Annotated in this window: 31 protein-coding genes, 2 tRNA genes and 1 pseudogene; 18 read left to right on the top strand and 16 right to left on the bottom strand. The window is 41.9% G+C overall.

Features of this window, described 5'->3' with window-relative positions; all coding sequences use genetic code 11:
- Positions 1 to 2: 2 nt before the first annotated feature.
- Together HUS62_RS23225 and HUS62_RS18040 are read right to left on the bottom strand one after the other, a co-directional pair.
- Positions 3 to 1,062 (bottom strand): annotated as a pseudogene (locus HUS62_RS23225) (IS4 family transposase); the annotation flags it as partial.
- On the bottom strand, positions 1,063 to 1,713 hold the full coding sequence (locus HUS62_RS18040; RefSeq protein ID WP_175080679.1) for a cytochrome b/b6 domain-containing protein: 651 nt from the start codon (positions 1,711 to 1,713) through the stop codon (positions 1,063 to 1,065).
- 137 nt (positions 1,714 to 1,850) lie between these two features.
- Between HUS62_RS18040 and HUS62_RS18035 the strand changes: the two genes are divergently transcribed.
- The 3 genes from HUS62_RS18035 (at position 1,851) to HUS62_RS18025 (ending at position 3,444) form a co-directional block, all read left to right on the top strand.
- Positions 1,851 to 2,558: an AzlC family ABC transporter permease gene (locus HUS62_RS18035; protein WP_054563737.1), complete on the top strand. Its 708-nt coding sequence runs from the start codon at positions 1,851 to 1,853 to the stop codon at positions 2,556 to 2,558.
- Positions 2,555 to 2,854, top strand: a complete 300-nt coding sequence (locus HUS62_RS18030; protein ID WP_175080678.1) for an AzlD domain-containing protein — start codon at positions 2,555 to 2,557, stop codon at positions 2,852 to 2,854. The genes HUS62_RS18035 and HUS62_RS18030 overlap by 4 nt, the downstream gene beginning before the upstream one ends.
- 107 nt (positions 2,855 to 2,961) lie before the next feature.
- Positions 2,962 to 3,444 (top strand): glutathione peroxidase, encoded by a 483-nt coding sequence (locus HUS62_RS18025; protein ID WP_175080677.1) that lies wholly within the window; start codon positions 2,962 to 2,964, stop codon positions 3,442 to 3,444.
- Positions 3,445 to 3,496: 52 nt separating this feature from the next.
- Here the strand turns inward: HUS62_RS18025 and HUS62_RS18020 are convergent, their stop codons facing one another.
- The gene (locus HUS62_RS18020; RefSeq protein WP_082389337.1) at positions 3,497 to 3,685 is read right to left on the bottom strand and encodes a PA3496 family putative envelope integrity protein; all 189 of its coding nucleotides are present in this window, start codon (positions 3,683 to 3,685) and stop codon (positions 3,497 to 3,499) included.
- A 391-nt stretch (positions 3,686 to 4,076) separates the two neighbouring features.
- On the opposite strand from HUS62_RS18020, the gene HUS62_RS18015 reads away from it, so the two are divergent.
- Positions 4,077 to 4,877 (top strand): YggN family protein, encoded by an 801-nt coding sequence (locus HUS62_RS18015; RefSeq protein ID WP_054563710.1) that lies wholly within the window; start codon positions 4,077 to 4,079, stop codon positions 4,875 to 4,877.
- Between the two features lie 66 nt (positions 4,878 to 4,943).
- Here the strand turns inward: HUS62_RS18015 and HUS62_RS18010 are convergent, their stop codons facing one another.
- Positions 4,944 to 6,386 (bottom strand): PLP-dependent aminotransferase family protein, encoded by a 1,443-nt coding sequence (locus tag HUS62_RS18010; RefSeq protein WP_054563711.1) that lies wholly within the window; start codon positions 6,384 to 6,386, stop codon positions 4,944 to 4,946.
- Between the two features lie 101 nt (positions 6,387 to 6,487).
- Between HUS62_RS18010 and HUS62_RS18005 the strand changes: the two genes are divergently transcribed.
- Positions 6,488 to 7,417 carry a DMT family transporter gene (locus HUS62_RS18005; RefSeq protein ID WP_175080676.1) on the top strand — a complete coding sequence of 310 codons (930 nt, stop codon included), beginning with the start codon at positions 6,488 to 6,490 and terminating at the stop codon, positions 7,415 to 7,417.
- Positions 7,418 to 7,470: 53 nt separating this feature from the next.
- Here HUS62_RS18005 and HUS62_RS18000 read toward each other — a convergent pair whose 3' ends face one another.
- On the bottom strand, positions 7,471 to 8,235 hold the full coding sequence (locus tag HUS62_RS18000) for a YegS/Rv2252/BmrU family lipid kinase (RefSeq protein WP_309473923.1): 765 nt from the start codon (positions 8,233 to 8,235) through the stop codon (positions 7,471 to 7,473).
- 407 nt (positions 8,236 to 8,642) lie between these two features.
- Between HUS62_RS18000 and HUS62_RS17995 the strand changes: the two genes are divergently transcribed.
- The 5 genes from HUS62_RS17995 to HUS62_RS17975 all read left to right on the top strand — a co-directional run bounded on the left by HUS62_RS17995 (position 8,643) and on the right by HUS62_RS17975 (position 10,693).
- Positions 8,643 to 8,783, top strand: a complete 141-nt coding sequence (locus tag HUS62_RS17995; RefSeq protein WP_166341396.1) for a hypothetical protein — start codon at positions 8,643 to 8,645, stop codon at positions 8,781 to 8,783.
- Between the two features lie 227 nt (positions 8,784 to 9,010).
- Positions 9,011 to 9,101, top strand: a tRNA-Ser gene (locus HUS62_RS17990).
- Positions 9,102 to 9,154: 53 nt separating this feature from the next.
- Positions 9,155 to 9,247: transfer RNA gene (locus HUS62_RS17985), tRNA-Ser, on the top strand.
- 108 nt (positions 9,248 to 9,355) lie between these two features.
- Positions 9,356 to 9,856, top strand: coding sequence for a DUF4124 domain-containing protein (locus HUS62_RS17980; RefSeq protein WP_175080675.1), 501 nt, complete (start codon positions 9,356 to 9,358; stop codon positions 9,854 to 9,856).
- Between the two features lie 69 nt (positions 9,857 to 9,925).
- Positions 9,926 to 10,693, top strand: a complete 768-nt coding sequence (locus HUS62_RS17975) for an MBL fold metallo-hydrolase (RefSeq protein ID WP_175080674.1) — start codon at positions 9,926 to 9,928, stop codon at positions 10,691 to 10,693.
- Positions 10,694 to 10,705: 12 nt separating this feature from the next.
- On the opposite strand, the gene HUS62_RS17970 is transcribed toward HUS62_RS17975, so the two are convergent.
- Together HUS62_RS17970 and HUS62_RS17965 are read right to left on the bottom strand one after the other, a co-directional pair.
- A complete protein-coding gene (locus HUS62_RS17970) occupies positions 10,706 to 11,821 on the bottom strand; it encodes an aminotransferase class V-fold PLP-dependent enzyme (protein ID WP_175080673.1) in 1,116 nt (371 codons plus the stop codon).
- A complete protein-coding gene (locus HUS62_RS17965; RefSeq protein WP_054563718.1) occupies positions 11,821 to 12,990 on the bottom strand; it encodes a monodechloroaminopyrrolnitrin synthase PrnB family protein in 1,170 nt (389 codons plus the stop codon). Before HUS62_RS17965 ends, HUS62_RS17970 begins: the two co-directional genes overlap by 1 nt.
- A gap of 113 nt (positions 12,991 to 13,103) precedes the next feature.
- On the opposite strand from HUS62_RS17965, the gene HUS62_RS17960 reads away from it, so the two are divergent.
- The 3 genes from HUS62_RS17960 (at position 13,104) to HUS62_RS17950 (ending at position 16,137) form a co-directional block, all read left to right on the top strand.
- On the top strand, positions 13,104 to 13,565 hold the full coding sequence (locus tag HUS62_RS17960; protein WP_175080672.1) for an Lrp/AsnC family transcriptional regulator: 462 nt from the start codon (positions 13,104 to 13,106) through the stop codon (positions 13,563 to 13,565).
- A gap of 68 nt (positions 13,566 to 13,633) precedes the next feature.
- Entirely contained in the window at positions 13,634 to 15,001 is a 1,368-nt protein-coding gene (locus HUS62_RS17955) for a carboxylesterase (protein WP_175080671.1), read from the top strand.
- Positions 14,998 to 16,137, top strand: a complete 1,140-nt coding sequence (locus HUS62_RS17950) for a GNAT family N-acetyltransferase (protein ID WP_175080670.1) — start codon at positions 14,998 to 15,000, stop codon at positions 16,135 to 16,137. Before HUS62_RS17955 ends, HUS62_RS17950 begins: the two co-directional genes overlap by 4 nt.
- On the opposite strand, the gene HUS62_RS17945 is transcribed toward HUS62_RS17950, so the two are convergent.
- On the bottom strand, positions 16,114 to 16,704 hold the full coding sequence (locus HUS62_RS17945) for a DUF938 domain-containing protein (protein ID WP_175080669.1): 591 nt from the start codon (positions 16,702 to 16,704) through the stop codon (positions 16,114 to 16,116). The two genes, HUS62_RS17950 and HUS62_RS17945, sit on opposite strands and share 24 nt — an antisense overlap.
- Before the next feature lie 183 nt (positions 16,705 to 16,887).
- Between HUS62_RS17945 and HUS62_RS17940 the strand changes: the two genes are divergently transcribed.
- From HUS62_RS17940 to HUS62_RS17920, 5 genes are all read left to right on the top strand, one after another.
- Positions 16,888 to 17,082 carry a hypothetical protein gene (locus tag HUS62_RS17940; RefSeq protein ID WP_054554610.1) on the top strand — a complete coding sequence of 65 codons (195 nt, stop codon included), beginning with the start codon at positions 16,888 to 16,890 and terminating at the stop codon, positions 17,080 to 17,082.
- A 145-nt stretch (positions 17,083 to 17,227) separates the two neighbouring features.
- Positions 17,228 to 17,554, top strand: a complete 327-nt coding sequence (locus tag HUS62_RS17935; protein ID WP_175080668.1) for a hypothetical protein — start codon at positions 17,228 to 17,230, stop codon at positions 17,552 to 17,554.
- Positions 17,555 to 17,562: 8 nt separating this feature from the next.
- Entirely contained in the window at positions 17,563 to 18,939 is a 1,377-nt protein-coding gene (locus tag HUS62_RS17930; protein WP_175080667.1) for an aspartate ammonia-lyase, read from the top strand.
- 149 nt (positions 18,940 to 19,088) lie between these two features.
- On the top strand, positions 19,089 to 19,574 hold the full coding sequence (locus HUS62_RS17925; RefSeq protein ID WP_175080666.1) for a hypothetical protein: 486 nt from the start codon (positions 19,089 to 19,091) through the stop codon (positions 19,572 to 19,574).
- 13 nt (positions 19,575 to 19,587) lie between these two features.
- Entirely contained in the window at positions 19,588 to 19,989 is a 402-nt protein-coding gene (locus tag HUS62_RS17920) for a hypothetical protein (protein WP_058585357.1), read from the top strand.
- Here HUS62_RS17920 and HUS62_RS17915 read toward each other — a convergent pair.
- From HUS62_RS17915 to HUS62_RS17880, 8 genes are all read right to left on the bottom strand, one after another.
- A complete protein-coding gene (locus HUS62_RS17915; RefSeq protein WP_054554683.1) occupies positions 19,982 to 20,167 on the bottom strand; it encodes a hypothetical protein in 186 nt (61 codons plus the stop codon). The genes HUS62_RS17920 and HUS62_RS17915 overlap by 8 nt on opposite strands.
- Positions 20,168 to 20,232: 65 nt before the next feature.
- The gene (locus tag HUS62_RS17910; RefSeq protein ID WP_063700569.1) at positions 20,233 to 20,550 is read right to left on the bottom strand and encodes a hypothetical protein; all 318 of its coding nucleotides are present in this window, start codon (positions 20,548 to 20,550) and stop codon (positions 20,233 to 20,235) included.
- Positions 20,547 to 21,185 carry a hypothetical protein gene (locus tag HUS62_RS17905; RefSeq protein ID WP_175080665.1) on the bottom strand — a complete coding sequence of 213 codons (639 nt, stop codon included), beginning with the start codon at positions 21,183 to 21,185 and terminating at the stop codon, positions 20,547 to 20,549. The genes HUS62_RS17910 and HUS62_RS17905 overlap by 4 nt, the downstream gene beginning before the upstream one ends.
- Positions 21,186 to 21,256: 71 nt before the next feature.
- Entirely contained in the window at positions 21,257 to 21,949 is a 693-nt protein-coding gene (locus HUS62_RS17900) for a PspA/IM30 family protein (protein WP_054563727.1), read from the bottom strand.
- Between the two features lie 24 nt (positions 21,950 to 21,973).
- Complete coding sequence (locus HUS62_RS17895) at positions 21,974 to 22,387, bottom strand: YjfI family protein (protein ID WP_054563728.1); 414 nt, start codon at positions 22,385 to 22,387, stop codon at positions 21,974 to 21,976.
- Positions 22,388 to 22,466: 79 nt separating this feature from the next.
- Complete coding sequence (locus HUS62_RS17890; protein WP_404936076.1) at positions 22,467 to 24,119, bottom strand: polyamine aminopropyltransferase; 1,653 nt, start codon at positions 24,117 to 24,119, stop codon at positions 22,467 to 22,469.
- Positions 24,120 to 24,192: 73 nt separating this feature from the next.
- A complete protein-coding gene (locus HUS62_RS17885; protein WP_175080663.1) occupies positions 24,193 to 25,092 on the bottom strand; it encodes a DUF350 domain-containing protein in 900 nt (299 codons plus the stop codon).
- A gap of 30 nt (positions 25,093 to 25,122) precedes the next feature.
- Positions 25,123 to 26,055: a hypothetical protein gene (locus HUS62_RS17880; RefSeq protein WP_062566278.1), complete on the bottom strand. Its 933-nt coding sequence runs from the start codon at positions 26,053 to 26,055 to the stop codon at positions 25,123 to 25,125.
- Positions 26,056 to 26,470 lie beyond the last annotated feature (415 nt).

Raw genomic sequence — 26,470 nt, 5'->3', positions numbered from 1 at the left:
GTTCACTTAAGGTGAGCGGCTTTTTTCTTTTTGGCAACTGGATATCGATTTTTCGATACTTTTAATGTCCTTGGGTAGCTTCTCTCGCGCTTTCCTTCCAGTTTGAATTGGCTTGCATTACGCTCTATATCTAAGATAAGTTTGGGGACGTTACCCGGTGCATATATCGGCATTTGAGTAAGTTTATGGATGATATGCGATGAAGCATCTCGAAAGCTTAATTGGTTGGCGAAAACCCCTTTCAAAGATTTAGCCATTAGCACCATTTTATAGCGGATAAGATTGTACGCGAGTAGCAGTCCCCACAACTCCTGATAAATAAGCTCCGGTAGGTTGCTGCGCAGCGTAAAACGACTTTCCAATAGGTGTTGTTTCATTTACCGGTAACCCATTTCAATTTCCCAACGATGCCCGTATAAATCCACTATCTCCGCACTTGGATACGCCATTTGATCAGTCATTGAGGTGAGAATATGCACTTCTTTTCCCTTGATTTGACGGGTTAATAGCCTTGCCTCTATGGTGTCAGGTAAACTCGGACGTTTTTTTTCTCGCCTGGCTGGTTGTGGTCAAACGTACTAACTTATCTTGTCGGCCTAAACTTCTGATCTCCTCGTACTGTGTCCCTTTCTTCAACGGTAATAACCAGTGAGTATTTTGCCCTTGTTGCTGCCAATCATGCAGCAAACCGAGGGAATAAAAGCCTTTATCAAACAACGTCAAACTATTATCCGGCACCCGCTTCACCAGTTGGCTAGCTAAGTTCATTTCGTTTTCAGCGACACTGTCAAAAGCACTATCGACGATTAAATGGCTACTCAACTCCATCAGGCAGACCATGCGCACTTGCGGGTAACCGGCTTCGCTTGCTTTATTAGCAGTACGAGCAAACGCTGAGCTATTCGTTTTAGTATCTGGTGTTCGCCAGACTACGCCATCTACTCCATACAGGTTCAATCCACACCAATGAGGATGCTCTGAGCGTTCATGCCAAATCTGTGCTGTACGATGAAATACATCGCGCACCACGTCACTTCCTAGTTTTTTTCGTGCTTGAATTACCTACCCAAGCAAATAGCTGAGGGGCTCTGCACCCCAAGTCGTAAATAGCACCACTAAGCACACTGCAAAAATAACAAAAGCTACCAACGGTGATTTAGTAACAGGCTCAGTAACCGCAACTTGGTCGCTACTACCCGTTAGCATAGGTTTCACTAAGTTTTTTCCTTTAATGCGGTAAATCACAATCGCCAATACATGCAACACAATGGCATACAACAAAATGTCAAAGTTTAAGTGATGTAACCAACCGGCAAACTCTACGGTATCTGAGGATACATGCTCGACTAGTGGACCATCCGTTAATATATCGTCACTAGTCATTAAGCCAGAGGTTAGCTGTACAATAAGTAACGCAAAAAAGGTTATCACCATATAACTCCCCGCCGCGCCGTGACCCGCCTTATGTTCATTGCTTGTAAACGATTTAATTGCGGCGATTGGTGAATGAATCAGTGCAGACAGCTTTGCCGTTTTACTACCAATAAGGCCCCAAACAAGGCGTGTAATAATAAGCGCTAGAGTGAAGTAGCCTGCAGCAAAATGCAGCTCCAACATACCTTCTTCAGCACTAAAATAGAGGGTTGCGATGGCCGCAACTAATAACCAATGGAAGCTTCTTATAAAGCCATCCCATACTTTAACTTTTGACATTGTAACTTTCCCTTTAAAAGACGCTAATGATTTCAGCAACAGGCTCGGCTATACATTATTGCAAACTTCAGTTATTTTGACACACCTCTATTTCAGCTGTTTTGATCTGAGCCATAACAACAAACATGAGCGATAAAATGCATAAATCAACAATAAGAGCCTTGCTAAAAGGATTTTTCGACATGCTCCCGTTATGCCTTGCGGTGTTACCTTGGGGAATTCTATGTGGCTCGTTAGCAGTTCAAAATGGTTTCAGTGCTTTAGAAACACAAGCTATGTCGTTGTTGGTATTTGCAGGCTCAGCACAGCTCGTTGCGATTGAATTAATGGCAGGCAATACGCCGCTTTTAACTATTTTATTTACCACACTCATTATTAGCTCACGGCACTTTTTATATGGTTTAGCTATTCGCCACAAAGTCATTGACCAACCCTTTCGTTGGCGACTGCCAGTGAGTTTTGTGCTAACCGATGAATTATTTGCTTTTTCGCATCATCACAAAGCCTACCGCACAAAAGTTCGCCTTATTTACGCACTCAGTGCCGGCTTTAGTTTTTATATTGCCTGGAATATTTGGACCTTACTAGGTATTGTCGCAGGAAGCTTACTTCCCGATTTAACACACCTTGGCCTTGATTTTGCCATCGCTGCCACGTTTATTGCTTTAGTTATTCCGGGAGTAAAGAACCTTGCAACACTGGCTACAGTGATCACCGCAGGCGTTGTTGCAACGCTATTGAAAAGTCAGGGCTTTCAACTTTGGCTTGTCACCGCGGCTCTTATCGCTATGACGGTTGGTTATCTAATTAGTCGCTGGCAAGCAAAAGAGGAGCATACGCTATGATGATCACCATTTTATTAATGGCGTGTATTACCTTCTTCACACGTTACTTATTTTTGCACCGCGCATTACCGTTTAAAGTCGGCCCGAAAATGCAGCAATTTTTAAGTTTTAGCGCCCCAGCCGTACTCACCGCAATTTGGGTGCCCATTGTGTTTATTAATGACGAAGGGATAAATCTAGACTGGCAAAATCCTTATCTAAGTGCTGCTATTGTGTCTGTTATCGTGGCTTATAAAACACATAACATATACTACACAACACTGGCAGGAATGGGATTATTTATAATTTTAAGTTAGCTGCGATACTTAACGCCAAGTAAGAAAAACCGCTGATTAAAATTTACCCTTTTAGAAAAACTCCAAGCAAGTTAGAATCAATGCAACAATAATAAAAAGTTATCATTATGAGCGAATTTCACCAACTCTCAGCCACCAGCCTACAAGGCCAAACCGTTGACTTTTCTGATTTTGAAAACAAGGTCGTACTTATTGTAAATACAGCAAGTAAATGTGGTTTCACTCCACAATATGAAGGCTTACAAGCACTGCATGAAAAGTATCATGAGCAAGGTTTAGTAATAATTGGTTTTCCATGTAACCAATTTGGAAAACAAGAACCAGGTGATGCAAAAGAAATTAAAGAAGGCTGCCTAATTAACTACGGCGTTAGCTTTTTAATGATGAGCAAAGTCGATGTGAATGGCGAACATGCTCACCCTGTTTTTAGATACCTAAAATCAGAGTTACCGGGATTTATCACCCGCAAAATAAAATGGAACTTCACCAAATTTTTAATTGGTAAAGATGGCAAGGCAATTAAGCGCTATGCGCCACTGACAAAACCTGAACAGCTAGAGTCAGACATCGCAGCAGCACTGGGCAAATAACAAAGTCTAAAAGCAATAAAGAGGCAAATTGCCTCTTTATCTAAATTTATGCTTAGTCGTTCAAGTACTCGTCAAAGTCGTCATCGCCTAAGTTTCTGCGCAAGCGTTTTTGTTCAAGATAGTCTTCCAACTTCTTCTTTACGCGTTGCTTTTTCTTGTCGTGTTGATTACGCCCGACCATTTCGTACTCGTCTTCAACAAAATCGTCATCTAGCGCGTCATAACTAAATGTCTTACCCACAACCCACTCCATAAAGTGTTTGAGACCAATTCTTGAGATTAAAATTTGCTCGATGAATTGGCAAAGATTAAAAAGCTCAGTAGTAATTTAGTATCTAAAAAACCACCAAAATAAAGCCATACACCCATGCTAAATAGGTCATATGTCAATATTGTGAATAAATAGCGCTAAATTTGATTTCTGAAAAGTGAGAGTTTTTTATCGTTTCGATAAAAGTCATTTATGCATGTGTATTTTTTAGTTAATTTGACTAAAAAATGGTTAAAAAGTTATTCACCGCAATTTTTGAAAAAGCCTCAAAACACAGCAAGATTTTGAATTAATTGAATTTATAAATTTTGGCATTCAATTTGATTATGTATTTGTGTCATTTCAAACAGGAAAGAAAAAAATGAAAAAGTTATTGTTAGTAAGTTCTTTATTTATCGCTACCGGCGCAATGGCTCATAACGATAATGATACAAATATTTCATTCAGCGGTGAGCAGTGTGATGTTGAATTTATAAATGATGTACGCATTACACCAAGCGAGTTAGAAGTATACACAGCCGATAATCGCACTATGAAAATCATCGATCAACACACTTTATATATCGATGGTCAAAGCGTGTCGCTTGATGCTTCACAACAGCAAGCAATTGCAGATTACTCAGACAGCTTACGCAGCCAACTTCCTGAAGTAGCAAATATCGCACTTGATGGTGTAAAAATAGCTGGTGTAGCCATCGAAGAAGTATCAAATGCTTTCAATATTGATGGCCTAAGCGACATTTCAGAATTAATGGACGATATCAGCGTAGAAGTACAAAACGCTTTCTATCAGCAAGGTGCGTTCACCATGGGTCAGCAAAATTTCGAAAAATTTGGCCAAAACTTTGAAGACCAATTCGATGAGCAAATCGAATCGGCTGTCGAGTCAGCCATGATGCAATCGATGGGCAGTATTTTAGTGGCGCTAGGCTCTGAACTTTTAGGTTCAGGTGGCGACATGGATGAGTTTGAGCAACGTATGGAAAACATGGGCGCACAAATCGAAGCGCGTGTAGAAACACAGGCAGCTCAACTTGAAGAGCGTGCAGATGCATTATGCGGCAGCTTTGCTGACATCGCTCATAAAGAGCAAGAGCTAGTGGTTCTAGTACCAGAGCTAAAAGAGTATCAACTATTTACTTTCAAACAGAATGCAGAGTAATTGACTAATTAACATCCCTGAACCAAAACACTTGGTCCTTTCGCGCAGAGCTTGCTCTGCGCTTTTTTATTTTTTGGCCAGCACAGTCAGCTGCGATAACGTTTTAATCGCCTGCTCTAAGTTTTCAGACCAAGGCAAGCCATAACTTAAACGAAAACAGCTACGGTATTTTTTACCCGCTGAGAATATCAACCCTGGAGTAATACTGATCCCCGCCTCAAGTGCCAAATGGAATAACTTTACCGCATCATATTGGCTACCAAGGTCAACCCAGATAACACAGCCCCCTTGCGGGTTACTTATACGCGCACAACTTGGCATATATTGCTGCAGGCACCAAATCATACGCTCTTTGTTGGTACTTAAGCGCTGTCTAAGCAAACGAATGTTACGGTCGTACTCACCGCTAGCTATAAACTCATACAAGGTCCACTGGTTTATAAGTGGCGCGGAGCAACTAAGCGCGCGTTTGTGTCGTCTTGCTTGTTCAGCAAACTTACCGGCAATGATCCAACCTATGCGATAACTGGGAGCAGCTGTTTTTGAAAACGACGCGCAGGTGATCACTAAGCCCTTTTTTGAATAAGCTTGCGCAGGAGTGGCACGCTTAGCTGTAAAATGTAAGTCGCCATAAACATCATCCTCAATAAGCACCACGTCACGCTGCTCTAAAAGTGCCACTAATTGCTCACGCTTGGCATCAGGCATAAAACTGCCAACTGGGTTATTTAATGAGGTTGAAAACACACAGGCTTTTATATCATGTTCATCGAGTGCTTGAGCCAAGTCATCTAGCCATATTCCTTCATCAGGACACAGCGGTATTTCCAGTGCCTTTAAACCTAAGCTTTCAATTAATTCGATAATGCCAAAATAACAAGGCGACTCGATAGCAATAACATCACCGGGTTTAGCGACACACTTAAGGGCAATCGCCAATGCCTCTTGAGCACCATTGGTGATCACTAATTCATCGCTATCAACCCCAATGCCAAAATCCAGATAGCGATGAATGAGTTGTTTTTTAAGTGGTGCAAAGCCATCCATCGGCCCGTAATTAATTGCCGATGCGCCCGCTAATGTCATTACTCGGCGCATTGTTCGTGCCAGTGCTTTATCTGTCGGTGCAGCGGCTACAGGGTTGGCGATACCAAATGGCACCACATTAGCTTTATGGATAGCGCTGTAGACTTGCTCAATCAAGCCTTGCTTATTGACTGTGGTCGGCTCTCGACTGAGCCTAACTCGCTTTGGTCGTGACTGATTTAACTGTGAAGACTTTAAAAAGTACCCTGACTTTTCTCTTGCTTCAATCAATCCTTGCCCTTCAAGTAATTGATACGCTTGTTTTACAGTAGGAATACTGATGTTGAGCTTGTCTGCCATTTTTCTGAGCGAAGGTAACTTTTCACCCGGTAATAACGAGCCTTGCAAGCAAAGATCTCTAACTAGCTGAATAACTTGTTGATATAAGAACTCACTGTTACTACGACTGATAACTTGTGACATAGCCCACCAAACTGTATAGGTTGCATTTCTAGTTTTCTGTATATGTTAAGTATACAGAAGAGGATTAAAATGAACATACTTTCAATTTTTGGGTACTAACTATGAAAAGCGCCGCTCTCTACCTTGCTACAGTACTGATCTGGGGATCGACTTGGCTAGCTATTGAGTTTCAACTAGGTGATGTCGCTGTTGAGGTCTCTTTATTTTACCGCTTTGCCATTGCAGCTATTTTAATGTGGGCCTTTGTGCTCATGAAAAAGCTACCTATGCATTATTCACTGCGTGATCACGGATTTTTTGCTTTATTAGCCTTATTTAACTTTGGTTTAAATTATTTAGTGCTGTATTGGGCGCAGAACTATCTCACCTCAGCAATGGCCTCAATAGCGTTTTCGATGTTGCTATTGATGAACATTATTAACACCCGCTTGTTCTTCGCAAAGCCAATTGCGAAACGAATTTACTTTGGGGCTCTACTTGGCGTAATGGGTATTGCCAGCTTATTTTGGCCAAAAATTCAGCAATTCGACTTGAGTAACGGTGCGTTGGTCGGGTTACTACTTGCGCTATCTGGAACCTTTGTGGCTTCATTGGGGAATATGGTCAGTGTTCGAAATTCACAACGTAACATTGGCGTACTTCAAGGCAATGCCTGGGGTATGTTATACAGCGCTTTAGGTCTAGCTGCTTATGTTTTAGTAAGCGACGTTGAGCTCACGTTGAACGCCCCAAGTAGCTATTGGGTATCGCTTTTCTACTTAGCAGTGTTTGGCACCGTAATCGCATTTGCTTGTTACTTCGCGCTACTTAAAAACATCGGCCCTGAGCGCGCAAGCTATGTGATCGTGTTATTCCCACTGGTTGCAGTGGTGTTAAGTACTTTATTTGAAGGATTTGAATGGCAAGCGAATACCTTTATGGGATTTAGCTTGGTGTTATTCGGTAATGCTATCGTGCTGACTCCTACTCGACAAATTAAAGCATTTTTTGCTGCACGTAACCTACAGCAAAAAAGCTCCGTCCCCAGTTAGAAGTGACTATGTCGCCTCTAACACCAAGCGCCGGCAAATTTGCCGGCGCTTTTTTATGGCATATGAAAACGAAGTGCTTGTTTGTGAATCTTAATCTTAGCCGGAGTAAAACCAACAAGCTCACCATCGGCTTCTATAGCCAACCCTTTCGTGGTGACCTCTGCAGTTGTTAACTGGGTATATTCTAGCGCTTGCAAACCATGATGCTTTACGAGCAGTAAATACAAAAAGCTGATCAGGTTTTTCAACAAACCGCCAGCTGGCATGCAGTAGCAATCAAGCTGACCATCATTTAACTTTGCCCGAGGGGCAATCTTTAAGCCACCACCAAAGTAATGATGATTAGCAAAAATCGTCGCTAAATTACTGTAGCTGAGTGCTTTACCATTAAACTCACCCTGAAGTGACTGTGCCTTAAATGAAAATAGCTGCTTGATGCCCTGCCAAGTGTAGCCAAACGAGCTAAAACTTCCGGCTTTATTTAGTTGAGTCACGACTTCAGCGTCAAAACCTATTCCCGCCACATTAATAAAATAGCGTTGATTGATTTGCCCAATATCGATTAACTCTGTACGGCTATTAAAAACAGCGTCATACCAAGCTTGTTGTTTACACGCAAAGCCACGAGCAAAATCATTCCCTGTGCCAGCCGGAATTAACGCGATAGAACAGCGACTCGACATTAATGCATTAACGGCTACATGAAGCGTCCCATCACCACCAATCACCACAACTTGAGTTTCGTTTTTAGCCAAAAGCGCTATATCAGCGCAATCATTCTCAAACTTGCCTGTGGTTAAATACAATTTAGGCTCAATCTGTCTTTTTTTACATTCTTTTAGTAGCCAATCAACACTGTTTTTATGATTTTTTTGTCACTTGGCTTTATTATTATCAACATCAACGGTTACTTCTTTTCTTGCACGGCAAAAACACCACACTCATTCAAATTATATTAATCTGAATAATTAGTCACTTTCTCACTCTAAAAACGCATAAATAAAAATAACAAAAACTAAAAACCTTTATTTACCTACACTTCAGCGTTAAAGAAACTGCATAAGCATGCAAAATATCACTTAGACAAAAACTTAACCCCATGTTAATAAAAGGCTTTTGGATTAGAAAAAGTTATCCGACAGACTCAATTTTTATCGTTTTATTTTTGTCCAGTTTGATTGCAAAATACTCACGTTTTCAACCAAACACAACCCGGAGCAAAGTAATGAACCCAATTAATACATTAAACCAAAACGCTGCAACTCATGTTGCCGTAAAACCAACAAACCGCAAAGCAAAAATGTTGGCAAAACTAAATCGCTACGGCAAAAAGTTAGCTCTTGGCGGCGCAGTACAACACAAGTAATCCCCAACCATGGTTACTTTATCGGTGCAGTAAACACCCAACCACTAACGAAGATCCTTCTTTAGCTCCTCCGTTTACTGCTCCAACCCCTTTCTTTTAAGTTAAAAACAGCAATTAATTAAACCTTTTTACAAAAAACTCCCTCTTTACGCTCAAAAAACAAGCAAACAAACTTTTTCCTATTTACACAGCCGATTCAGCTAAGTATTATTCTCGCATCACGATGTGGAGAGATGGCAGAGTGGTCGAATGCACCGGTCTTGAAAACCGGCAGGGGTTTGTAGCCCCTCTAGGGTTCAAATCCCTATCTCTCCACCACTTATTTTTATTTGTTGATTAATTTCAGCAAATTACAATCAGAATTATGCGCTGGAGAGGTGGCCGAGTGGCCGAAGGCGCTCCCCTGCTAAGGGAGTATAGGGTTTGTAGCTCTATCGAGGGTTCGAATCCCTCCTTCTCCACCATTTTATTATTAAAAACCGCTTTTAAGCGGTTTTTTTATGCCCGAAAACTTGCACACTTCATTATATTTCATGCATGCTAAGTATCTATTTGCTACACAAAGTGATGCTATGTTTCGTTTTGCATTTTTTACTCTTGCCCTATTTGCCAGCGCCTACAGTCAAGCCACTATTTATAAGTGCATGATTGACGGGGTTGCCACCTTTACGGAGAAACCTTGTGGAAAAGATGCAGTAATCGTGAAAATTGCACCGCCACCAGCATCTAGCAAAACACCAGCTACAGAGCAGCCGCAAAAACCACAAAAGCCTGCTGACTTAAGTGTTGAAGATTATTTAAAAATTCAAAAAGCCGATCGTGAAATAGAGCGCCTTCAACTAGAAATCAATGAGCTCCAAAAGAAGCAAAGTGAGCGCATCGATAAACTCAATAATATGACGCAAGATGCCGCAAATAGGTTAGGCGCAGCATCTATTGATGATGCTATCAGCAAACAAAGTGAGCGTATTAACGCTTACTATAAGAGCCAAATCAGCATCCTCGAAAAACAGGTAGCACAGTTAGAAGAAAACAAAAAGCAGCTCAAAGAGCGAGGCACGCAATCCAATTAGCTTAACTTACTAAAACTGGTCAGACATGATATAACAACATTTGCTGATTTAGTTTAGGGGTCAATTGTTTTGCACATTCACACGCTCGAAGGTTATATTCAAAATATCTATTTAGTTGAATATCCAGATAAATTGATGCTGCTTGATGGATGTTGCCGTGCTGATGTTGATACAGTATTTGACTATATTACCGAACAACTAAAGCGCCCCATTACTGACTTAAAACTGATTGTAGTCACCCATATGCACCCAGATCATGCCGGTGGAGCGCATGCACTAAGAAAGTTAAGTGGCGGTAAAATAGCGGCGTCGAATGCTCCAGGTCAATGGTATAGAGGCATTGATGGTTTCTTAATGCATTTAACCGATATCGCTTTAGCTTGGTGGGTCGCAGGTAGGTTAAATAAAAAACGCCACAACCTTTGGTACAGCCGCCATCTAGATGCAGATTATTACCTTGCAACTGATGCAACCCTACCCGGCTTTGACGATTGGCAAGCACTACATAGCCCAGGTCACACTGACCGAGATATTAGCCTGTATCATATTCCTAGCGAGCGAATTTACATTGCTGATTTACTAGTAAAAGTAAAAGGGCAGCTTGTGCCACCCTTTCCTGTTTTTTACCCAAAGCTGTATTTAAGCTCTTTGTTGATGCTAAAAGCGCTACAACCAAAACGGATTATGTTTGCCCACAGCAACGAAGTCAGTATTGATGACATCGACTTTGAGCAAATTTTAGCGCTGGTCCCCAAAAAGCCAATGACGCACTGGCGTTCCGTCAAAGCAAAGGCTCGACAAGCACTTAACGTAATACCAACTCGCAATAACACTTAATTAAGCGTTTTGTTATAAAGCGCTTTTCACAGTCGTGATAAAAGTATCTATATCCTGCTGATCATTATAAATATGAGCAGAAACTCTTAAGCCTAAGTGACGTTCATCAACCGCAATGTTCGCTGAAATAAGCGCAGCTTTAACAGCCGCTTGTTGCTCGCCAAAATGCATAATAGCCGTACCAGAGCATTTGTCAGCCTGTATGGGTGAGCGCATATAATCAGCTAATTGATCATGAAACTGAGCGAGCATTGCTAAGTTATGAGCGCGTACTTTCTCAATACCAAGATCAGCAAAGTAATTAATACTATGCGAAGCCAAAATATAAGGTGCAACTGAAGGGGTACCGCCCCAAAAGCGTAACGCGGTTTGATGATAAGCAAAGTGCTTAATATCAAACTCAAACGGATTTTGATGAGAAAACCAGCCAACATCTTGTGGCTGACAAAGTGATAGCTGCTTGCTGTTAACCCATAAATAAGCAGCACCCGGTCCACCACATAACCATTTTACACTCGAGCCCAACATAAAATCGGCATCAAGCTTAGTTAAGTCGACCTCTAAAATACCCGCAGACTGCGCAACATCAAGTAAGCTCAATGTGTTGTGTTGCTTTGCGATATTGATAATTTCGTTAATAGGCGCTTGCTGACCCGTATTTGAATAAACATGGCTTATAAAGACTAAATCAATATCATTATTTGCTAAATATGACTGCCAAACCTGCGCATCAGTTAAATCTTCATGCTTACCAATAAACACGATTTCAGCACTTTCAGGTAGGGCTTTTTGCATCGCAAAACCCATGCTTGGAAAGTCACTTTCTGCCATTAACACTTTGCAATTTTCTTGTTGCAGTCGTGGGTGCGACATCAACAGCTTGGTTAAACCACTCGATAAGTTAACTTGTGGACAAAATAACTCACTTTGCGAGTTAAATAATTTAGCGAGACTACTCGTAAATGCCTCAACACCTTGCAACCACTGTTGCCATGGTTCTGTATTTTCATTTTGCCAAGCGGCAAAAAACTGCTGATGAAAATGCTGCTCAGCAGATTTTAAGGGTCGCCCCACAGAATGATTAAGCAAATAGCTGCCTTGTGGAATTACGAAATCGTTTTTGTTCATTACTTAATCCACTGTTTTAACTTAGTTAAATCATCAAACCGAGTTCGAATATCGTCCCTTTTTGCTGCCGCACGGCGATCACGTAACTGCTCTAGTGAGTTAAGTAACACATGCAAAGGCGGCCCACTGGCTGTGACTTTATCCATATGTTGTTGCTGCATTTGCTGTGAAGGCTGCGCTATGTATTTACTGACCAACTGATTATGGTGGCCAATGGCAGTATCACCATGCAGTTTACACACTTGAATGAACAGCTTTAAGTTAGTTTGTAACCATTCGCTATCGCGCTCAGCTTCTGCCGCTAAAAAGTCATCCATAATGCTTGTCATACGCATGCTTTCACGCAGGATCTGCTGATCTTCAGGCATCATATACAAGAATTTATCCACCAGCATTTGCGAGTAACTAGGTTCATTAGCAAAACAAAGACCAAGCAATAAATCAATAACATTAATGCCCGCAAAATCACCAGCATTCGCGCCACGATATACTTCTTTACCTACTCGATACGGCTTGTAATACGGGCGTACACAATAGAAAAAGCGGTCTGTATCGAGCTTGTTGTATAACGTATTGTTCGACTCAATCACATCAAGCAATGCTTGTTTTGCTACTGCGAGTAAATCTGCCGCGATAGGGTGTGATATCCCTAACGGCTGAATTTTTAATAAAGCATCTGCCGCGCGCTTATACGCTAAAATGCCCTTGGTATTGTAATCGATAAAGATTTTCTCATCTTCAAGGTCAGTAAAACGCTTATACAAACCATCAACCGCTTTGTTGTGGGTGGTTAAATGCGCCGTTGCAAAACGCGGGGTTACACCAATAGATGCACCAATGTGCATTGCCAACGCAGAAGCTTCAACAAGCGGTGAGCTTGTTTCACGAGAAGGCTCAGTGATTTCATGTCGACGGCATGCCGCCATATACAAGCCAACATTACCTAATAAGTCAAAGGCATTATCAAAGCCTTCATCGGTATTGCCCTCTGCCAGTAAGGCACGAATATGCTCATTACCTTCTTGCTCTAATTGACGTTTAAGGTGCTCACCGACACCCTCTACATTCGCTTTATCGTCTTGTTGCCAATATAGTTTTTCTAATTCGCTGTTGATCTCAACAAAACGGGTGCGAAGCCAGCTATCAAATGCCTTAGTGTTCTCAGTCACAGGCTCACTCCAAAATAATTATATTGCGATAATGTTAACAGAGTTCAATGAGTGCTAATCGCCAAAATATAGACTAGAATCCATCTAGATTAGTGAAAATCACTCAAATAAAAATGAAATTAGATAAAAAAGACCAACAATTACTTAATGCTTTACAGGATAATGCGAGAACTTCTGTCTCAGAGCTGGCACACTCGGTTAGCCTGTCCGATACCCCTTGCCTACGCCGCATTAAAAAACTCGAATCAGCAAATGTGATCAGCGGTTATCATGCTGCCATCAATCCTAAAGCCGTTGAGTTAAATGTATCTGTGTATGCCTTTGTTCGCTTAAACCAAAACTCTGTTGCCGCTGCTGAGCAATTTGAACAGCAGGTTGAGAAGCTTGACCATGTACTTGAGTGTTCTGTTATTTCAGGCAGTTATGATTACCTGCTGAAGATCGTTGCCGCTGATTTAGAAAGCTATGAAAGCTTTGTGAAACATAAATTAGGTAGTATTGATTGTATTGCTAACATCGAATCGACAGTGGTCTTAAAACAAGCGTTCACTAAGCGTCATTTACCGCTCGCTTGACGCACCTTGCTTGCAAATAAAACATAACTCGATAAGCTAAAAACAGGCTTTAAAAGGATGCTTAAAATATGAAATTCATCAACTTAGTTGCTATCTCTTGGGCCATCAGTGGGCTCTTTAGCAGCTCATTAATGGCGCAACAACAAACCTGCCTTACTCAGCTTGAAGACCAAGAACTGATGATGAAAAGTAAGCGCGAAGGACTGTTTAGAGAGCCATTACCACGCACCCATAGCACCTTTAGCTATAATATCGAGCAAGCATTTAGTGACTATTTAACCGCTGCTTACCTGCAAATTAGTAGCGAAAACCCGCGTGCTAGTTTGCCATGCCCTGTTTACACAGATACCTATCAGCAGCTTGTTGCACAAGGCGCTCGACCAGCTAACGCGACTGTTGCCGATTTAATAAGCCCATTTGAACTTAAACAGGCCAATAGCCGTAAAGCCGTGCTCTTGATCCACGGTTTAACCGACTCACCCTTTACCTATCACGACCTTGCACAAGTGTATTATCAACAAGGGTATACGGTACGCACAATTTTACTACCTGGGCATGGTACCGCTCCTGCTGCACTTAGAGACATCGATGCCGATGATTGGCAAAAGGCTAGCGTGTATGCCATTGAGCGCACATTAAAAGATTTTGATCAGGTGATATTAGGGGGCTACTCAACGGGTGCTGCACTGGTTATTGATTACTTAACTCAAGGCCCGGTCGATAATAAGATTACTGCTGCTATGTTGTTTTCACCCGCAAGCGAGCCACACAATAAAAACGGTTGGCTAGCGAAATGGGTTGATGCGATTCCATTTGTGAATTGGATTGATAAAGACGCGGACCTTGATTTTGCCAAATATGAGTCGTTTCCATTTAGTGCAGCCTCAGCTAGTCACGAAGCAATGAGTCGTATTAGCCTTGATGAACTACGTCATCGCCAACTCCCTAATGTAGCGATATTTAGCACCTTTAGTGATGTTGACACCACAATAGATAACCAAGCGACCTTTAAAATTTTAACTAAGCTACACGACCCAAAAACACGCAAGAATAACCAGCTTGATCGGCTTGTATACTATGGTGATGACGATAATATTCCCGCCAGCTTTCCAGCTGATTACCAAATAATTCGTGATGACTGCAACACCGATGACTGTAAAAAAATCAAAGGAATGTCACATATTGGTATTGTTAATAAACCCAGCAACCCTTACTACGGTCGCACAGCATTGTATCGCAATTGCGGCAGCTACTTAGATGACGACACGCTTTATACAGCCTGCAAATACCAAAAAGACGTTGTGATGGGTGAACGAACAGCCGAAAATTTACAAGCGCACAAACCCTTTGCACGACTCACGTTTAACCCTTATTTCGATATGCTTGCTATGCATATCAACGGTTTTATCAAAGATATTGAATCGGCAGCACAATGAGTGAGTTTAGCCACCGCTGGTTTTATCAAATAAGCGAGATTGATGCCGCTCTTTGGCAATCATTTTTTGATGATACGCCCTTTACCGATCACGCTTTTTTAGCTGCTTTAGAACAAGCAGGCTGTGTGAGTGAAGAGTCGGGCTGGCAACCCATGCACCTAGCAATTTACCAGCAAGAGCAGGTCATAGCCTTACTACCCGGGTACCTAAAACACCACTCTTATGGTGAATATGTATTTGACTGGGCTTGGGCTGAGGCCTATCAACAACATGGCCTAGAGTATTATCCTAAATGGCTGTGTGGCGTACCCTTCACACCTATTGCAGGGCAACGAATTAGTATAAATCACAATAAGCCCGCTGAAGTCTATGCGTATATTCAGCACATACTCACAGCAACGGCAGCGCAATTAGACTGGTCAGGTTGGCATATAAATTTTTGCCTCCAGCAACAAGCGACAGCATTAACTAGCGACACCGTAATGCAACGTCATGGCGTGCAGTTTCAGTGGTTTAATGAAGGCTATAATGACTTTGAGGACTTTTTAGCTTCACTCACCGCAAGAAAACGTAAATCGCTCAAAAAAGAACGCGCTAAAATAGCTGAACAACAGATAACCATAGAATGGCTCGAAGGTTCTGACATCAACAAACAGCATATGCAGAAATTTAGTCATTTTTACCGCCAAACCTATTTGAAGCGCTCAGGCCACAATGGTTATTTGAATACCGCCTTTTTTGAGTTATTACAGCAAAGCATGGCCGACAAACTGGTGTTAATGTTCGCTAAGTATCAAGGAGAAGTGATTGCCGCCACACTCAGTTTTAAAGATCAGAACTGTTTATACGGTCGATACTGGGGAACAAATTATGAGCTTGATAGTTTGCACTTTGAGCTTTGCTATTACCAAGGCATTGAATACTGCATTGCCAACAAACTTAAACAGTTCCATTCTGGCGCACAAGGTGAGCATAAAATAAGTCGCGGTTTTAAGCCCGTATCTACCTATTCACTGCATCATATTCAGCACGGTGATTTTGCAGCTGCCATTAGCGATTTTATAACTAGAGAACGCCAACATATGGCGCTCTATAAAGCCCATTGCGAAAGCTTACTGCCTTTTAAACAGCAATAATTGGTTATTCGCTGGCATTTGCACATCTTCAACCAAGGTTAAGCCAGCTTGCTCTGCAAGTTGGCAAATCGCTTCAAAATCACGGATTGCACTATGTGCATCTTGCTGTTTTAAAAAAGCATCGAATTCAGCATTACTAGCACTGGTAAACTTACCTTGATATTTAAATGGTCCATAAATACACAATTTACCTTTAGACGCTAAATGCTTTGCTACACCTTGGAAAAAGCGCTCCACCAGTGGCCAGCTAATAATGTGCATTGTATTCGCCGTAAAAATGGCATTCACAGTTTCAACCGGCCAAGGATCATTAAGGTCGAGTGTCAGTGGCGCATGCAAGTTAGTTAATGCAGCTTCTTGATGCCATTGTAAAATCCCCGGGTGATTAACCTCGCGATCACTACAATGCCACTGCAAATGTGCTAAATGCGTTGCAAAATGCACACTATGTTGCCCAGTACCTGAGCCGACTTCTAATACATCCGTCACATCAGAAAAGAACTCTGCTAATACGTTTAAAATAGGTAATTTATTGTTTTCACAGGCTTGAGAGAAGGGTTTATCCATACAAATTAGTGCACCATGTTTGGTAATTAGTGCACAACAGTAAAGCAAAAATAAATAATAAAGTCGCGGTGAATTTATTAGTTAAAAACATAAAACCATTATTTTCAACAAGTTAAATTTATTGATCAATATTGGTACAGCTTATGCTATTTCTTAAGTGAATTAATCAATAGGAGCAATATTATGTATATCTCACCCTACACCGCTGTAGATGCAGCACTTGCAGCCAGCGAACGTGCTGAAAGCGAAAAAGCCGCCTTAACAAGTTGTGACGACAGAGCAACCGTGATCGATCTTCTTTCTCAATGTAACAAAGAAAATGTACAGGCGCCGAAAAAACATGAAACAGACCAGATTTTTATTCTCGGCTACAATTAATCACACACAGTTAATCCATTCAGTCTTAGCTTCATTATATAAGACTTGCACTAAAACCGATTAACTGTAATGATAACAATTATCATTACAGTTAATCGGTTTTTCTATGCACTCTCACAATGCTATGCTCCATTATCAGCGGCAAATGAAATGTGTTTGCCAAAGACCTGGGCTACATGCCCCTGCACTTGTTGCTAACTATGTTGAAGCGGGTTTAAACATTTCACGCTATTACGAAAAGCATCACAACTTTATTTTGCAAGAGCTGTATCTAAGACGTACCTTTCATGAACTACTTGAAAAGATGTGTGATTCATTAGTGCATAATGCAATTCGTAAACAATGTTTAGCTCAGCTTTATAAACCGCAACTTGCGCTAAAGCGTTACTACAAAACTCATAACTGTATTGAAAAGTATTTCAGTTTGGAGCGAGAAGCGTGCCTTCTCAGCCAAGAATTTAACCCGATTTAGGAGTGTTTATGAGCCAATTTAGAACCGAATCAGATAGCATGGGTGAGCTACAAGTCCCTGCCAATGCTTTGTATCAAGCTCAAACGCAACGCGCTATCAACAATTTTCAAATTAGTGGCTTAGCCATGCCTAAGCAATTTATCACCGCCCTCGCCTACATTAAGCAAGCTGCCGCGCAAAGTAATGCTGCTTTAGGCCATTTGAGCCAAGGTAAAGCCAAAGCCATTGAGCAAGCATGCCAAGAGGTCATCGATGGTAAGCATTTTTCAGAGTTTCCTGTTGATGTATTTCAGACAGGCTCTGGCACTAGCTCAAATATGAATGCCAATGAAGTCATTGCAACGCTGGCGAGCCAATTTGCAGGAGAAACCATTCACCCCAACGATGATGTGAACATGGGACAAAGCTCAAATGATGTGATCCCCACTGCGATTGCTGTAAGTAGCGCTATTAACATCATTTATGAGCTGTTTCCTAAACTCGATAAACTCAGTCAAAGCCTACAAAGCAAACAAGCCGAAGTAGGCCATATTGTTAAAACCGGTCGCACTCATTTAATGGATGCAATGCCTGTGAGTTTTGCACAAACACTGGCGGCATGGCAGTTACAAGTGGATCATGCAATGGCAGGCATTCGCCAAGCTCTTGAGCGAGTTTGTGAACTTGCACAAGGTGGCACAGCAGTTGGTACCGGCATAAATGCCGATCCAGCGTTTGCCGGTGAGTTTTGCCAACACTTGAGTGAGAATGTAGGTATTCGCTTTAGCCCAAGTAAAAACTTCTTTTATAACATCGGCTCACAAGACGCCATTGTTGCGCTGTCAGGCCAGCTAAAGGTACTTGCTGTAGCACAAATGAAAATAGCCAATGACTTACGCTGGATGAACTCAGGCCCTCTTGCAGGGCTTGGAGAAATTGAGCTTGAGGCTTTACAACCGGGCTCATCAATTATGCCGGGTAAAGTAAACCCTGTGATCCCTGAAGCGGCCGCTATGGTCAGCGCACAAGTAATTGGCAATGACGCGACCATTACAGTGGCTGGTCAAGCGGGTAACTTTGAGCTCAATGTAATGCTGCCAGTGATTGCCTTAAACATTTTGCAAAGTATCGAACTGTTAGCAAATAGCAGTGAAGCACTGGCAGATAAAGCGATTGCCAGCTTTAAAGTAAACCAAAGCAATGTTGATAAAGCGCTCGCTAAAAACCCAATTCTGGTTACTGCACTTAATCCGGTGATCGGCTATAGCAAAGCCGCAAAAATTGCCAAATTAGCTTATAAAGAAGGTCGTCCTATTATTGATGTTGCTGCTGAGCATACGGATATTTCGCGCGAAGAACTGAGCGAGTTACTGAACCCTGCCAAACTAACCCAAGGTGGTTTGTAATACCTATTTATTGCAGATAGGTGTAAAACTTTTATCTTACTGTAGCTCTGTGAATACAGAGCTACTTACTGAAAGCTAACGTTTTTATTGCTCCACTTTGAGCAATGTGTATGATAGTGAGTACTTATTCAACGATTTTTAGGTATGTTATGCGCTATCCACTATTGGCAATTTTATTTCCTGTGTTATTAACTGCGTGCTCGGACGCTGCAACTAATGAGCAAGCCGAATCAACGGCAACCAGCAATAAACTTGTCGAGGCACCAAAAGCCGTTGAAATAAAAAACGCTGAGGAAGTGACCAAAGCAGCCCCAGATAAAGCCACTATTAGCTCTGCCCATGAGCAACTTAAACAATTAATCGATGATCCAAGCTGTGACAACAGCACCCAATGTAAAGTATTACCTGTTGGTAATCGTGCCTGTGGCGGCCCAAGTAGCTTCATTGTTTATTCAACCAAAACAGCTGACACGGCTGAGGTTGAAAAACTTGCAAAAGATATCACCGCCCTTGAAAAGCAATTTAACGCAGCAAACGACATGATGAGTATTTGTCAGCATCTAACCGCACCAGGTGCGCAGTGTTCTGAGAATACTTGTGTTAGAATCGAAGGCTCAGCGGCAAGTGTATACTAAGGAATAAGCAATAATGGTTCGTTCATCGACTTTCAAGAAACTTTTCATCACCACAACTGTGTTAGCAAGCATTGCTTTAAGCGGTTGCGAAACAACAACGTCGGGTAGTTCTGCGCGCGTTGATTTAGGTGATTTAAACGATCAGCTGAACGATATCGTTAGCAATAATAGCTGTACCGCGAGCTTTCAATGTAAGGTGTTAGAAGTTGGTGAACGGGCATGTGGTGGGCCAAGTCGCTATGTGGTTTATTCAACGTTAAACAATACACAAGAGCAAGCAGAGCAACTTGCAGAGCGAATTACAGCGGCTGAGAAGTCATCTGATCAAGCATTAACTGTTAACGATTGCTCACCAGTTCTGCCTGTACAATCACTGTGTATTTCACAGCAGTGCCAAGCAATCGAGATTAAGTAAACAATGCAATAAGGCCGGAAACAATCACCACGCTGATGATACAAATCCCGGCCTTATATATGTATTTAACCTGCATTGTATTATGCACCCAGTAAGCATAAATGTAGCGAACAAAGTAACTTGCTGCAGTACCAAATAATGCAAAAATAACTAAATACGCAAGTAAAATAATATCCACAGTTATGCCACTTCTTTAAAACATCTAGTCTCAGTGTAAGGGCTTAAAGAAGTAAAGGCAAAACCTTAGCTTTTTTTACTGTGTGCAATGAGTAATTCAGCCACGCGCTGCTTCACAGCACGCTTATCATCAGCTGCAACACCAAAGCGCTCAGCCAATAAAGCAATCTCTTCATCATTTAAGTTAAACGATAAACGCTGTCTGGTTTTTTTCGACTTAACGTCGAGCTCCAAAATCTTACGGATCATATCTGATGGCGTAAGCTCTTGGTCAATGGCTTGCTTCTTAATTGATTTTTGCACTTCAGAGCTTAAATCGAACGCCATTTGCGTGGCTCTAACGGCTTGCTCCTGACGCTGCCATTTGGCTTTTGCATCACTCACTTGGCATCCCCAGGAAATAAGTCAACAATATCGCTAATTGGTCTGGTTAACGTAAGTGATACCTCTGTTTCACCGCCTTCCCAAATCTCAATATTTAAACTATGCGATTCATCATCTGAGCTTAAACAGATCATTTCACACGGTTCACCGCCTTCATCTTCATAACGAGGTAAAGGCTTATCACGGTAGTCCTTATTATGGAAATAACACACATAAGGCGCTTCTGATTGCTTGTAGCTCGATGCTAAAAAGTGACTAAAACGCTCCGGACTATTTTGCACGTTAATTGCCGTTAATTCGTCTTCATCAAAAATACGAGCGAACTCATCAAGGGTAAAAATCTCATCAACATCGTCGCGTTGGATTTTGATCGCAAAATTTGCCCATTGCTCACCGTCATCTGATTCAATTTGCAAAAACACCACTTGGCCAGATTCGCTTTCGAGTACCAACTCATACTCTGCACTACGTTGATACTGATACGTTTGCACATCAATAACACGCAGTGTCTGTCCTTTTAACCAGCTTGGGTAAGCAAACGAATCAATCACCGTCAGCATATCACCAACGAGTAATTGGCTTGGATCAGTAAGCTGACGCTCTGGTGCTTTTTTAGATTTGAAAAAGTTAAACATTGGCTGACTCCTTGTTGAAGCAAAAAAGGTAACCCAGTGCGTGGGTTACCTTTTGTCTTTGTGTTAACTGATTAGCTATTTTGTTTTGCTTTAATACGCGCCAGAATATCCGCGCTTTTCGGGTTGGTATCACCAATACCCGCTTCAGCCATTTTCGCTTTTAAATCATCGCCATTAGTATCAGCTTCTAATTGCTTAGCCGCACCTAACTGGTCTTGGCGGTCTTGCTGACGCTGCTTAATACGCTCTAGAGACTCACGTGCTGATGTCATTGATGAGCTATTAGTATTTAGCGTGCTATTAACAGCCATTGTTGCTTGCTGCACACTCTCTGTCGTTTTAACCATCGTTAATTGACGTTGGTTTTCTTTAATCGACTTTTCAGCATCTTTAACTTGCTGCTTTAGTTGCACAATGTGGTTACTAAAACCAGCTAACACTTCTTCGTGCTCTGCTTTCTCAGCTTCAAAATCACCGATTTTTTCTGCGATTTCTAATGCAAGAGCTTCGTTACCTTTTTCAAGTGCTTGACCTGCATACGCTTCATGTTCTGCAATTGATGCATCTAGTGCGCTAATTTTACGCTTCGTTTGCATCTCTTTTGCCATTACTTCAGTCAGGCTTTTTTTAGCGCGTTGTAGGGCATTTTGTGCATCAGCAATTTCTTGTTCAAAGATACGGATACCGTTTGCATCAACAATTGCTTGTCCTGCTTCACGAGCGCCACCACGTACAGCTGTAAATAGTTTCTTTAAAATACTCATAATCTTAACTCCAGAAATTGCTAATTAATCGTTTAAATAAATGGTCACGGCTTCAAGTGCATCAATCGCATTGTCTGCCAGTGTTACCAACTCATGGGTAATATCATCAAACGATGAATTAACCGATAACGCGCCAAAAATAGCGTATTTATCATCAATTTTTGCAAATGCGCTTAATGGGATTGGTACATTTAAACGTAGTAACGTTTCGTTTAACTCATTACGCATATCTGCTTGTACTTCGTTTTCAGCAAACAGGTAGCTAATACACAGTAATTGCTCTTCTGTTTGAGTAACAAAGATAGGTAACTCATCATTCCCATCGACGATAACTTGTAACACATCTTGCTCACCTTCGTTGGCAATCAAGAAAGACTCAAAGCTCACACCTTCTGTTTCAAAAGAAGCCAGTTTGATTGATAGTTCATTTAATTCCATGTCTCACCTTTTTACGTTTTGACATATTATGTCTGAGTTAAGATTTGCATAGCCGACATATTATGTCAACTATAAAATATCAATTTTTGTACAATTCGGTTTCAACTTGCCACGCTTGGCGGTAATAATCATATAAGGTTCCTGAACCTAATCTATTGACTTCAATCGTGTTTACTTGTTCAAAAAAATGATTCGGAAACACAAAAGAAGCCAATAAATATTCTTTGCTTACCCAACGAGATGGCACCGGTAATTCGTTAGTTTCACGAATTCGCTGACTTGCTGATTTTCCAGCGGTAGTCGCGATTGTCCAACCCCATTGACCAAACGAAGGAATATTTTGTTGGTATTGCTCAACATAACCAAAACCCGCAGCTTTCATTGTTTTAGCAATACTCAAAAATGCTTTCTTCGCATGATAAGGGGATGTTGATTGCACGGCCACAGCCCCGTCAGGCGCCAATAACTGACGTACATGATTGTAAAAATAGTCACTGTACATCTTGTTGAGATCAGGGTGATTAGGGTCTGGTAGGTCAATTAAAATAGTGTCAAAGCGCTCGCCTTTTGCCAGCATTGCTTCGACTTCTAAAAAGGCATCTGCAATGCGAATATCAGCCCGGGGATCGCTCATAGAATGTTTATTTAGCGCTGTTAAACGTGTTCTGATTTTCTCTGGCGCATCATAGTCGCCAACATCATTACCAAATAAGTTTAACAGCTGACCATCTAAGTCAACCAGAGTGACATGCTCTACTGGCCACTTCAGAACATCACGTAATGCAAGCCCGTCACCGCCACCGATGATCAACACGCTGTCATGGCGATTTGAGGCCAACATAGCAGGATAGACAAGCATTGAATGATAAATTTGCTCATCCACACTTGAGAATTGTAAACGGCCATTGAGGTAAAGATCGGTAATCGCATTGGGCTGATTGCGGCTCAAACGCTCAGTTAAAACTAGGTGCTGATACTTAGTTGCTTGCGAGTAGATAACTTTATCTTTGTATAAAACATTGCTTAGGTTTTTCATCCAGCTGGTGCCAAGCACAAGCACAAACGCAAAAAACACCAACAACAGCACATGGCAAACTAGCAGTAGCTTAGCGAAGCGAACATGTTGATGATAGCGCCATAAAAACACGAGACCAGCAATAATATTAAACAACGCCGTCCAAGCTGCTGCTTGCATAATTGGCATAGCAAGCATAATGCTCACCCAAATAGCAGCACCGACACCGGCACCGATATAATCCGCCCCGTAAATAGTTCCCGCATTATTTTCTAAAAAGCGGCCATAAACTTGCTGGCGAATACGCGCAATCAGCGGGATCTCCATACCGATCAATAGCCCGAGTAACAGACCAAACACATAGGGTAAGAAACGTGACCACTCTTGTAGCTTTTCAAATACATAGCCATTAAGTACGGTATCTGCAGGCAAGTTAAAAATTTCGGAGAAGATATGCGGCAATGAATAACTGACAGCGATAACACTCGCTATCGCTAAAATACAGCCCATGCCGACCAAGGCAATAATACTCTCTAGCCACGCGAAAGCAGTAAATGCATCTTTAAACCAACGTGCTAAAAATGCACCGATACCCATAGCGACAATCATGGTGCCGATCATGGCATAAATGGCACTCTCGACCGAGCCTAAGACACGACCTGCATAATGAGATAGCAGGTACTCATAAATAAGGCCGCACCCAGCGAGTACGGCCATAACAGTTATTAATAGGAAATCATGCCCAAGTAGATTGGCTCTACTTGGGGCGCTTGTTGTAGTAGACACTTAATTAGGCACCTAACAAGGTTGCCATAGTCGAGCCAATCGCAAATGAGATTGCTGCAGAGATAGCTGCTACACCCACGTTCTTCTGGCGGTTCACTTCATCTGAAATATCACAACCAGATAGGATGATTTTGATAGTCACTAAGTGTAGTAAAATGAAAGCAACTAAACTCACTGCAGCACTTAATGCCCAGTAACCTAAACTAGCAATAATGTTGTCAGCCGCATAAGGAGCAATACCTGATGCAGCAGTTAATGCCAATGCACTACCCACTAAAAAGCCAGCGTAACGAATACCTACTGCTAAGTTACCGTCAATAACCGCTTGCTGTAAGCAATCACCACTGCGATTAGTACGCTTGAATAACTGCACTCTATATTGACTGATCAGTAGCATCGCAATGCTGCCAATGGCAAAAGCTGCGATCACAATTGGAATACCATGCCAGCCTTCAGTCGCCACCCAAAATAAAGCTGAGCGAATAACAATAGCCACACTCACCACATGGCCAAAATCAATGAGTGCAGCAGTCGCATTACCTTTTACGATTTCGTCATGCAGGCTCACTTTACGAAGCGCTACCTTGTCTTGGAAGAAGTGACCTAGCTTGATAAGCACAATCGCCATCACACCATAACCTAGCATTTGTAATGCTTCTTGTTGTAAAGTCGGTGCAAATGAGCCACTGCTCACGCCACTTAGAACAATAGCCAGTGCCACAAGTCCTGCCGCAAAGCTAATACCAAAAGCAAAATTGTCACGCTCAGTTATTTCATCATTAGCGTGTAAGTTAGATACCCAGCCTTTGATAAATTTTAGGCTGACAAATAAAGCGATAATGATTGCAAAGTCGATTGCTAAAGCTTGCAACGACCAAGTTGTTATTCCATTAAATTCATACATGTGTTGTAACTCCGGTGGTTATTCTTTTCACTACTTACCGCGGCTAATGCCACGTGATGTTCTGCTCGAGCTGTTGCGTAATGACCCAGAGCTTCTACTGTAACTACTGCTAGAAGCATAGCTACTGCGTGTGCGTGGCGGCGTATAGCTGCTACGGCTTAATCCAGATGCACCACTGCGCTTAGTGGCATACGGACTAGTGAATTGTTTACCTTGGCGTTGATAAGACTGTCGAGTCCGCGTCTCTACCGTTTGTTGTGCTTTAATCTGTTTTGGGCTCGAATAACGATAACGGCCATAGTCATTGTAATAGCTATACTTTCTATGACGGCTCCAGCGACCATATTCAACTCGGTCGAATACATCGCCCAACATGCGATACATACCGTACCAAACCCAAAAACTGGTACCGCTGCTATTTGTTTGCCATTGCCCATAGTTAGGGTTACCAACTAACTGGTTACCAACACTTTCACCTTCAGCAGCTTCACTAATTGCACCAACCCGCGCTAGTGAGCCTTGCGACATATCGGCAAGCATATTGATAGGATCTGTCAGCGCATCCTGAAATAAAGACGGTTTGGCAGCATCACGAATAAGATCAAGTTGATGAAGAGTATCTTCATATGGTGGTATTAGATACGTAGACTTAACATCAGCTAAGCGTTGTGTAAGACCTGAATAAATAGCCCCTTCACGAGTCGCATCAAGACTAATTACACGGGCGATCTCAGAAAGTTGCGGTTGCTGCTCAGCAAGCACCTTGCCGTATTGTTTAAGTATCGTCGCATTACGCAAAGAGCCATTATCAAGCGCTGTACCGAGTTGATTTAATTCAACTTCAGCTTTTTCTATGGATTGTTGTATTGTTTGTTTCAGCTGCTCTTCTTTCGACTCACAGCCCATAAGCAAGCTTACCAAACAAAACAGGCTAATAAGTTTCCAAGCTTTTATTTGAGACATTCATGTCACCTGATTGTGGTTTAAAAACGCAAATAGTTTTACATAGCTCAGGTACTAAACCAAGATTAAAATTGCAACAAAGGGTAAATTGGGTTGGTAGGTTACATAAGTTAGCGAGGGGAAAGTTGAAAGAGTAAAGTTTTGAGGTCTGGCGTAGGTTGGCTAGAGCGGAGTGAAACCCATCATAAGAAGAGCTTTCAGCCGTCAGCGATCAGCCGCGCGGTGGAGGTGTTTGGTGCTGCGTCTTCCTCAGCTGGAGGTTCTAGGCAAAGTGTACTTGTAGGTATGGCTTTGGCCGTGAATGTGTTTGTTCTGGTCTGAATTCGGCACTGAAGTGCCTTATATGGACTCCTCCTATTGCACAATACCCTTCGTTAATTTTGTCAGACTGCGTGCTTATATGCGGGCTCATAAT

Source organism: Pseudoalteromonas sp. 0303 (assembly GCF_013349995.1).
In the GTDB taxonomy this organism is placed as follows: Bacteria; Pseudomonadota; Gammaproteobacteria; order Enterobacterales; family Alteromonadaceae; genus Pseudoalteromonas.
The sequence above is the reverse complement of the archived record's forward strand: the minus strand, read 5'-3'. Positions and strand labels throughout refer to the sequence as shown.